Below are 8,452 nucleotides of genomic sequence, written 5' to 3' on the forward strand. Positions count from 1 at the left end.
CCGCCTCATGGCCGCCCGCCTCGCCGGCGAGGAGATCGAACTACGCGGCCCCATCGAGACCGAAGCAGCCCGCCGCCTCGCCGACGACCTCAACGATCAGTAGCTAGCCAATTACCCCACACTTTCTCAACCGCACCCGGGTCGAAGCCTTCTCCGGAGTCGCCGAAGACCTTTTCAAGCACCTCGCCAGGGGCCGCCTCAACCGTTACCGCAGCGAAGCCCACGCCCGCCGTACCACCTGGCCGACCGCCTCCTGGGACGACGAGGAGTGGGGCGGACCGGTCTCCATTCACCCGGACGGATCCGTGCTCGCCCTACGGGCCTTCTCCGCCTGATACGACCTCGAACGCGCTCGAAAAGCTCTCAACGGCTGCTGTCCCGGTTCGGCCGCCGGTCCGTGCGCTGCACGGCCGGCCGCCTGCCGGGGCAGCTTGCCGGCCCCCGCCCCGGCACTGGCGCAGGACTGCTCCGGTTCCTGACCCGTACCGGTCCGGGTCGGCCCGAGGATCAGGCCACTCGGAGCCAGGCCGGTCGTTCGGCGGCACGGTTCTCGTGGCTCTCCGGTGGGTGAGCCGTCGTTCTCGCTGACCGGATTGCTCGTGGCACCTCGGCCTTCAACGACCTGTACTGCGTTCGGCCAGTGGGCGGCTGTCCTCCACGAACACCTTCAGCGACCCTTGGTGCTCCTCCGCGCGGGCCGTGGCCCGGCCACCCATGCTCCGCACCTGCAGCATCGTGCGATCGAAGTAGTCCCGGGAGGTGGAGTTCAGGTCGGACAGCGGCAGATCCCCGTAGGAGACCGTGAGGGCGTCGCCCTCGGCACGCAGCGTGACGTCGAACGACTTCTCCTGCGTCAGGCTCGCCAGCGCCGCCCGGCTGCCGGGCAGCCAGGGCGTCCAGTGGCCGGTGAATGGGAGGATCAGGTCGGGCGGACTCCTCGGGCGTAGCCGACCGTCAACGCCTGGAGCCTGTCCCAGCGCGGCATCAGCAGGCGCAGCCCGCCGGCCCAGTACGCGACCTGCCGCTGGTCGGTGATGACGGGAGCGCCGCCGTCCTCCTCGTCCGGGCCGGACTCCGGATCGAACTCGTCGTGTTCGACTTCGCACAGCTCGATGAAGGCGTGGCAGGCGACGGGGAACGGGGACAGGGCCGCCAGGCTGCGCAGGGCTTCTCCGAGGGAGACGAGGTGCCTGTCGTACATGTACGCCATGTGCCGCTCGTGGTCGGTGCCGCCGTAGCCGGGCGGAGCCGCGATGCTGATGGCATCGGGGTTGTAGGTGTTGTCCGGGCGGGGAACGAGTTGGACGACCACGGGAAGGACCGTGTCGTCGTCCTTCCGTCCGCGGCCGGTACTCGCAAAGCCGTTGCTTCCAAGCCGGGACAGCTGGTCCTGGGCGAAGGAGCGGAACGTCTCGCGCGGTTTGTTCTCCCGCCACAGCCCCACGCCGATGGCGAACGCGGGGTCTCCCGCCGGGATCATCGTGATCCGGGCCTCCGGATCGGACTCGATGGAGCCGGCTGCGGCATGCGCTCGCCGTCGTTCGCTCATCGTCTGGTGTTCCTGGGGATCGCTCTGTCGCTTGACGGCCGCCAGGAGGAAGTCGCCCTCGTGGCATGGCGGAATTCCGCTCGGGCAGCTGGGCCGAACCCTGGCTGCCAGCGCTCCTCGGGCGAAGCCTCTGCCGTCGCCGTGCGGGGATCCTGCGGTGTGCGACCGAGTACAGGGGTTTGTGGGTCGGTCGAATGACCTCCGGGGGCGGAGTGGGCGTGAGCGTGTCAGCTGATGGTCAGGGTGCGGTCCCCGAAGTCGGCGACCATGCGGAGCTGGCCGCCGAGGGCTTCGACGTAGGCGCGGATCGTTGAGAGCGCTGCCGTGTCGAGCGCGCCGCTCTCGAGCCGGGAGACGTTGGGCTGGGTGATGCCGATGATCTCGGCGACCTCGGCCTGGGTGAGGTCCTGCTCGCGGCGGATCTCGGCGAGGCGGTAGGCCCGTACCTCGGCGTCGAGCTTCTCCCGGTGTGCGGTCACGCGCTGCGGGTCGGTGACGACGTTCGGTCGTACGTCCTTCCAGGACTTCACGGCTTGCCCTCCTCGATGGCCTTCAGATGCCTGCTGAACCGTTCGTCGGCGATGGGGACGTGGATGCGGTCCACCAGCGGCCGGCCGAGGGTCGGGCCGTCCTGCTCGAGCTTGTCGATGGCGGCCACGACTTCGTCGGCGGTCTGCGGGTGGTGCTGGAGATCCAGGAGCCATTCCTCGACCTCGCTCTCCAGTGAGACTTCCCATGCCACGCCGACAGTACGCGCTACAGCGAATATGCGCTGCAAGTTATTCCAGAGCACTGGCCGAGGAGCCGCTGGTAGGAACGCCCGGCCGGCGACGGGATTCAGCTGCTGGCTCCTGCGAGGCGCCGCGCAGTACGGCCGGGGTCGAGGCCCCATTGGAGGGCCAAGGTGACACGGCCGTCCCGAAGCGGAACGGTTCTGCGTGCACGCCGGTGACGTGGTTTCCGCGGCATCCCGGGCGGAGCCGATGTCGGAGATGCGGATCAAAACCGTCCGCAACGGGACCGCGACCAGGCGGAGGACGGCAGTCCCGCGGCGCATCGAAGCTCCGGTGGTCCAGGGCGACTTGGGAGGCCGCCCCGTTCAACCGGAGCCTCGTTGCGTTCATGACGGGCCGAATCGGAGCGTTCTCACGTCACCCTGGTCGGCGTATTCGCGTGCTGACGGGAATGCGAAAAGGATTTGTCTCCGATCCCGTGGAAGTTCGGACCGGGGATCGTGCCGGATGTGATCAGGCCTGCCAGTACTGATCCGCGTAATTGCCGCAGTCGTACTGCATGGCTGCGGTTCCTTCGGAATTCCCCTGGACGACCAGGCACTTGCCGCTGTTGACGTTCTGGTACCAGACCGAGCCGTTGTGGTAGGGGACGAGCACCGCGCGCCACTGCTGGTCGACCAGGCCGGTGCACTGGTAGGTGAACGCCGGGGCCCCGTTGTTGCCGCCCTGTGCGGTGAGGCACTGGCCGCTGTACTTGTTCCGGATGGTGCCCTGCGAGCCCGCGCCGGGGACGTACCAGCTCTGGTCGTCGTAGTTGGCGCACTGGGTCAGGACCGCCTGCGATCCGTGGCTCCCGTTGGAGAACACGACCAGGCACCTCGGGGCCGAGATCTCGGTGGCCAGGGCGTAGTGGCCGGGCGGGTTGATCACGCTGTCGGTGGCGGCGGACGCGGGCGCCGCCGGAAGCACGAAACCCGCAAGGGCGACCAGCATGCCGAGGATGCCGATTATTTTGCGCCTCATGAATTTTCCTCCCCGATTGATTCATGCGCGGGAAGGCGTCGTCTCCTCCCCCGAAAGGGACGATAGCAGAATCGGTCCGGAAGGAGGAGGAAAATAATTGTCGCCAATCTTCGCTCGTGGGCGATATGTTGGCACCTTGCGGTGCTCCACCCGTAAGGGGCGGTTATCCACCACTGCCGAACGCCGACAAAGCGGGACCCTTCGGCCGAATTGTCGGGGGCGCCAATGGGGTGTACGCGGGCAGATGACCGTAATCGCCCGGGCGCTGCGGACCCGACGGCGGCATGAAAGGAGTGAACCGCGCAAACGGGACCTGACCCGCCGTTCTTCCCCTGCTGGTGGCAACGGGGGAACCGTTCGTCCGTCGGGCGGGCCGACGGCGCCGGTGCCGGAGGCCGGCCGGTGGGCTAGCGGGTCTCCGCTTCGTGCTTGAGGTTGGTGAGCCAGTTGCGCAGGGAGGTGTCGAGGGCGGTTTGCAGGGCGGCCTGGTGGGCGGTGACGGGTTCTCCGGTCCAGGACTCCTCGGTGTGGACGAGGACGCCGTCGCGGGTGGGCGTGAACGTCCAGACGTGGACGGCGGTGATGCCCTGGGCCGGGCCGCCCCAGGCGAGGCGCCTGCCGTGGTCGACCTGCTGGACGGTGGAGGTGATGTCGAGTCCTTCGGTGCTCCAGCGGAACACCGAGCCGGGGCGCAGCCGACCGGGGGTGTCCTTGGTGACGGTCTCGACGTCGGGCTGCCAGGCGGGCCAGTTCTCGACGTCGGTCTGGACGTCCCAGACGGTGTGCAGCGGGGCGTGGACGAGGATGTCGGCGCGGGTGACGACCGGCGCGTGCTGGTCGATCTGCACGTCGGTGCGGTGGGCGGCCGCTGCGGCGGGCGCCGGCCGGTCGGGGAGGGCGGATGCGGCGGTGGGGGCGGTGAGGAGGGCGAGGAGGGCGAGGGTGAGGGCGGTGGTGGCCGTGGCGGGTGCGCGCATGGCGGTGCTCCTTCCTTGGAGAGGGCCGGGGCCCGGGGGCGGAGTGCCCCCGGGGGTCGGCTCGGGCGGGGTCAGGCCTTGGTGTCGGGGATCCAGGAGCCGTGGATGCCGGCGGTGACGCGGCGGGGGAGGTGGACGGTGGCGATCGTGTCGAGGCCGGCGGCGTCCAGGACGAGCAGGTGGGAGGCGTCCTGCTTGAGGTCGGAGACGACGGTGAGCAGGTAGCCGTCGTCCTCGCGGGTGGCCCCGGCGGCGGGGACGAACACCGCCTCGCTGGGCAGGCGGGCGTCGCCGGCCTGGTGGATGCGGCGCTCGCCGGTGGCGCGGTCGTACTTGACGACGCCGTAGCCCCCGAAGCCGTGCCGGTCGGGGAAGGAGACGGCGTACTGGTAGCGGTTCTCGACGCCGAGGAAGTCCTCGTTGAGGGTGGGGAACTCGATGGCGAGGTCGTCGACGGCCCGCTCGTCGACCCGTCCCGTGGCCAGGTCGATGGTCCAGCGGCGGTTGTGGGAGCGGGTGTTGGGCTCGCTGCCGCGGCCGGGGGCGCCGACCCACCAGTTCCAGGAGAGCCGGAAGCCCTCGCGGTCGACGGTGGGCCCCTCCAGCACGATGCGGCCGTGGGCGTCCTCGTAGGCGTTGGCGACGTGCAGCATGCTGCCGGGCTCGATCGGGAACCAGCGGATCGCGGCGGCGCCCTGCGCCCCGCGCGGCATGACGCCGATCCGGGCGGGCTGCCCGTCCTGCCACGAGTAGGGGATGCCGGAGTGCTCGGTGGGGTCGAAGGTGACGGTGCCCTCCACGAAGACCACGTGGTGGCGGGTGAGGGCGAAGTCGTGCTTGAGCGCCGCGCCGGCGCCGGGGACCTCGGCGCTGTGGGTGATGTGCCCGTCCGCGTCGGCGACGTAGTACACCAGGTACGGGGGGAAGGGCGAGGAGCCGAAGAAGTGCAGCTCACCGGTGACGGGGTCGCTCTTGGGGTGCGCGGTCATCGCGCTGCGCAGCTTGCCGTCGAAGTCGTGGGGGCCGACGGTGTCGAGGTCGGGGGTGAGTTCGAAGGGGAAGTTGGCCTCGCACAGGGCGAGCAGCCGGCCGGCGTGCTCGATGACGTGGGTTCCGGCGGTGGAGGCGGTCAGGTCGGGGCCGTGCTCGGTCAGGTAGGGGGCGCCGTCCAGGGCGGGGGTCCGCACCCAGCGGTTGCGGTACCACTCGGCGCGGCCCTCGCGCAGCCGGATGCCGTGCACCATGCCGCTGCCCTTGAACCAGTGGGTGGGGGTGACGCCCGGCTTGGGGTTGTGGCTGTTGCGGATCAGGCACCCGGTCAGCTCCGGCGGGAGGGTGCCTTCGACGGTCAGGTCGGTGGCGGTCAGTTCGTCGGCGACGGGCGCGTAGTGGCCGGTCAGGTAGGGCTTGGCGGTCATGTTCGCGGTCCTCGGGTCTCTTCGGTTCGGTGAGGGGCAGGGGAGGGGCGGGGGGAGGGAGCGGAGGTCAGGAGAGCTTCTCGGCGCGGTTCCTGAGGCAGGCGAGCCAGTCCTCCAGGGAGGTGCGCAGGGCGGCGGCGAGCTGGTCGGTGGCGGCGTCGACGGGCGCGCCGCTCCAGGACTCCTCGGTGCGGACGACGACGCGGTCGCCGTCCCGTTCGAAGGTCCATACGTGGACGCCGTCGATGCCGCCGGCGGGGCCGCCCCAGACGATCCGGGCGCCGGGCACCAGCTCGCGGACGGTGGAGGTGATCTCCAGCCCGTGGGTGCGCCAGGTGAACGAGGCACCCTCGGCGAGCGGGCCGTCGAGGCGGGCCTGGTCGATGTCGGGGTTCCAGACCGGCCAGTCGTCGATGCCGGTGTGCAGGGCCCAGACGCGCTCCAGCGGAGCGTTGATCCCGGTGGACAGGCGGACGACGACGGGTGCGCTCTCGTCGATGGTGAGCACGGCGGTTCCTTTCGGGGAGGGGGGAGGGGAGGAGGGGGGAGGGCGTGTCGGGTGGTCAGGGCCGGCCCGGGAGGGCGGGTTCCGGAGCGGGCGCGTGGGGCGGCCGGTCGGCGGCGGCCGTGCGGCGCACCAGCAGGGCAGCGAGCAGTGCGGTGGCGGCCAGGACGGCGGCGCTCAGCGCGAAGGCGGTGCGGTAGCCGGCGGTCAGCGCCTCCAGCGGCGGCCGGTGGCCGGTGGCCCGGGAGGTGACGGACCCGGCGACGGTCGCCAGGACGGCGAGCCCGACGGCGCCGCCGACCTGCCGGGTGGTGTTGGCCAGGCCGCCCGCCAGGCCCGCGTCCGGCCCGTCGACGCCGGCCACGGACAGGCCGGTGAGCTGGACGAAGGCGACGCTCAGGCCGAGGCCGACCAGGACGCTCGGGCCGAGTACGTCGGCGAGGAAGGTGCCGTCCGCGCCGATGCGGGACAGCCACAGCATCCCGGCCGCCTCGGTCAGCAGCGCCGCGACCAGCGCGGTGCGGCCGCCCACCCGGCGGACGAGCGCGGGGGCGAGGGCCGCGCCGAGCATGTTCGCACCGGCGAGCGGGAGTTGGCCCAGGCCGGTGGTCAGCGGGTCCTCGCCGAGGACCTGCTGCTGGTAGAGCGGCAGGAAGAAGAACAACGCGATCCACACGGAGCCGAACAGCGCCGTCAGCAGGTTCCCGACCGTCACGTCCCGGGCGGCGAACAGCCGCGGCGGCACCAGCGGGGCGGCACTGGTGCGCTCGATCCGCCGGAACACCACGGCGAGCACGGCGGCGGCACCGAACGCGGCCAGCACCCGGGCGTCCGTCCAGCCCGAGCGGCGGGCCGTGGTCAGACCCCACACCGAGGCGGTCAGGGCGAAGGCGCTGGTGGCGGTCCCGGCCCAGTCGAACCCGGCCCGTTCCGCCGGACCCGTGGCGGGGACGTACGCGGCCGTCGCCGCGAGCACCGCGAAGCTGCCGATCGTCACCGCACGGAAGATCCACGGCCAGCCCCACGCCTGGGTCAGCAGCCCGCCGAGCAGCACCCCCGCCGCCCCGCCCGCACCGGAGACCGCGCCCCAGACCGCCAGCGCCCGGCCGCGGGCCGGGCCCGGGGGGTACAGGCCCACCGCGAGAGCGAGGGCGGCCGGGGCGACGGCCGCCGCCCCGGCCCCCTGGACGGCCCGCGCGGCGATCAGGACGACGGGCGAGGCGGCCAGTGCGGCGACGGCGGAGGCGGCCCCGAAGGCGCCGAGGCCCGCGAGCAGGACGCGGCGCCGTCCCAGCAGGTCGGCGGCCCGCCCGCCGGCGAGCAGCAGCGCCCCGAACGCCAGGCCGTAGGCGTTGACGACCCAGGTGGTGGCGGAGTCGGAGAGGCCGACGCCGTCACGGATCTGCGGCAGGGCGACGTTCACGATCGAGGTGGCGAGCATGACGGTGAACTGGGCGGCGGCCAGCACCGCAAGGACGGCGCCGCGGCGCGGACCGGGCATGGGAACTCCAGGAAGGGGGCGGTGGGAACAACAGGCCGGGGGAGACCGGCCGGGGGAGACGGGCCGGGGGAGACCGGCCGGTGGGAGGGGAACGGCGCGGTGGGCGTCAGCGCTCGGCGGCGGACTTCAGGTGCAGCAGCCACTGCGCGAGGGACCGGTCCAGGGCCCGGGTGACGGCGGCGGCGTCGGTCCGTACGGGCTCACCGTCCCAGGACTCCTCGGTGACGACGAGGGTCGCCCCGGCCGAAGGGGCGAACGTCCACCGGTGGACGGCGGTGATGCCCTGGGAGCGGCCGCCCCAGAGGACGAGCCGGGGCGCGTCCACCGCGTACACGGTGGAGGTGACGTCCACGCCGCCGGTGCGCCAGTGGAACACCGAGCCCGGTGCCAGCGGGGTCAGGGCGCGGGCCTCGGCGATGTCCGGCTGCCAGGTCGGCCAGCCGGGCACGTACGTCAGCAGTGCCCAGACGGCGGGGGCCGGGGTCCGGATCGGCAGCTCGCGGCGGGCGACGACCGGGGCGGCCCGGTCGATGCCCGAGGGCGTGTTCTCCATGCCCCCGAGTCTGGTCCGACCGCCCCGGTGCCCTCATCGGCGAAAGTCGCCTAGGCGACCGCCTAAGAAAGTGTGGGGTAATTGGCTAGCTACTGATCGTTGAGGTCGTCGGCGAGGCGGCGGGCTGCTTCGGTCTCGATGGGGCCGCGTAGTTCGATCTCCTCGCCGGCGAGGCGGGCGGCCATGAGGCGG

9 protein-coding genes are annotated in these 8,452 nt (G+C 72.1%); all 9 read right to left on the reverse strand.

Going from position 1 to position 8,452, the window contains the following annotated elements; translation table 11 throughout:
• Positions 1–919: 919 nt before the first annotated feature.
• Positions 920–1,549: a hypothetical protein gene (locus QSK52_RS38550; protein ID WP_285740953.1), complete on the reverse strand. Its 630-nt coding sequence runs from the start codon at positions 1,547–1,549 to the stop codon at positions 920–922.
• A gap of 227 nt (positions 1,550–1,776) precedes the next feature.
• Positions 1,777–2,079 (reverse strand): XRE family transcriptional regulator, encoded by a 303-nt coding sequence (locus QSK52_RS39640; protein WP_123816981.1) that lies wholly within the window; start codon positions 2,077–2,079, stop codon positions 1,777–1,779.
• A complete protein-coding gene (locus tag QSK52_RS38565) occupies positions 2,076–2,291 on the reverse strand; it encodes a hypothetical protein (protein WP_285740954.1) in 216 nt (71 codons plus the stop codon). Before QSK52_RS38565 ends, QSK52_RS39640 begins: the two co-directional genes overlap by 4 nt.
• A gap of 505 nt (positions 2,292–2,796) precedes the next feature.
• Complete coding sequence (locus QSK52_RS38570; protein WP_285740955.1) at positions 2,797–3,306, reverse strand: RICIN domain-containing protein; 510 nt, start codon at positions 3,304–3,306, stop codon at positions 2,797–2,799.
• Positions 3,307–3,713: 407 nt separating this feature from the next.
• The gene (locus QSK52_RS38575; RefSeq protein WP_285740956.1) at positions 3,714–4,283 is read right to left on the reverse strand and encodes an SRPBCC family protein; all 570 of its coding nucleotides are present in this window, start codon (positions 4,281–4,283) and stop codon (positions 3,714–3,716) included.
• Positions 4,284–4,354: 71 nt separating this feature from the next.
• On the reverse strand, positions 4,355–5,701 hold the full coding sequence (locus QSK52_RS38580; protein ID WP_285740957.1) for a carotenoid oxygenase family protein: 1,347 nt from the start codon (positions 5,699–5,701) through the stop codon (positions 4,355–4,357).
• Positions 5,702–5,768: 67 nt separating this feature from the next.
• The gene (locus QSK52_RS38585) at positions 5,769–6,209 is read right to left on the reverse strand and encodes an SRPBCC family protein (RefSeq protein ID WP_285740958.1); all 441 of its coding nucleotides are present in this window, start codon (positions 6,207–6,209) and stop codon (positions 5,769–5,771) included.
• A 55-nt stretch (positions 6,210–6,264) separates the two neighbouring features.
• Positions 6,265–7,707, reverse strand: coding sequence for an MFS transporter (locus QSK52_RS38590; RefSeq protein ID WP_285740959.1), 1,443 nt, complete (start codon positions 7,705–7,707; stop codon positions 6,265–6,267).
• 106 nt (positions 7,708–7,813) lie between these two features.
• Positions 7,814–8,260 (reverse strand): SRPBCC family protein, encoded by a 447-nt coding sequence (locus QSK52_RS38595; protein WP_285740960.1) that lies wholly within the window; start codon positions 8,258–8,260, stop codon positions 7,814–7,816.
• Positions 8,261–8,452: the final 192 nt, after the last annotated feature.

It is taken from the genome of Kitasatospora phosalacinea (assembly GCF_030268885.1).
Classification (GTDB): Bacteria; Actinomycetota; Actinomycetes; order Streptomycetales; family Streptomycetaceae; genus Kitasatospora; species Kitasatospora phosalacinea_C.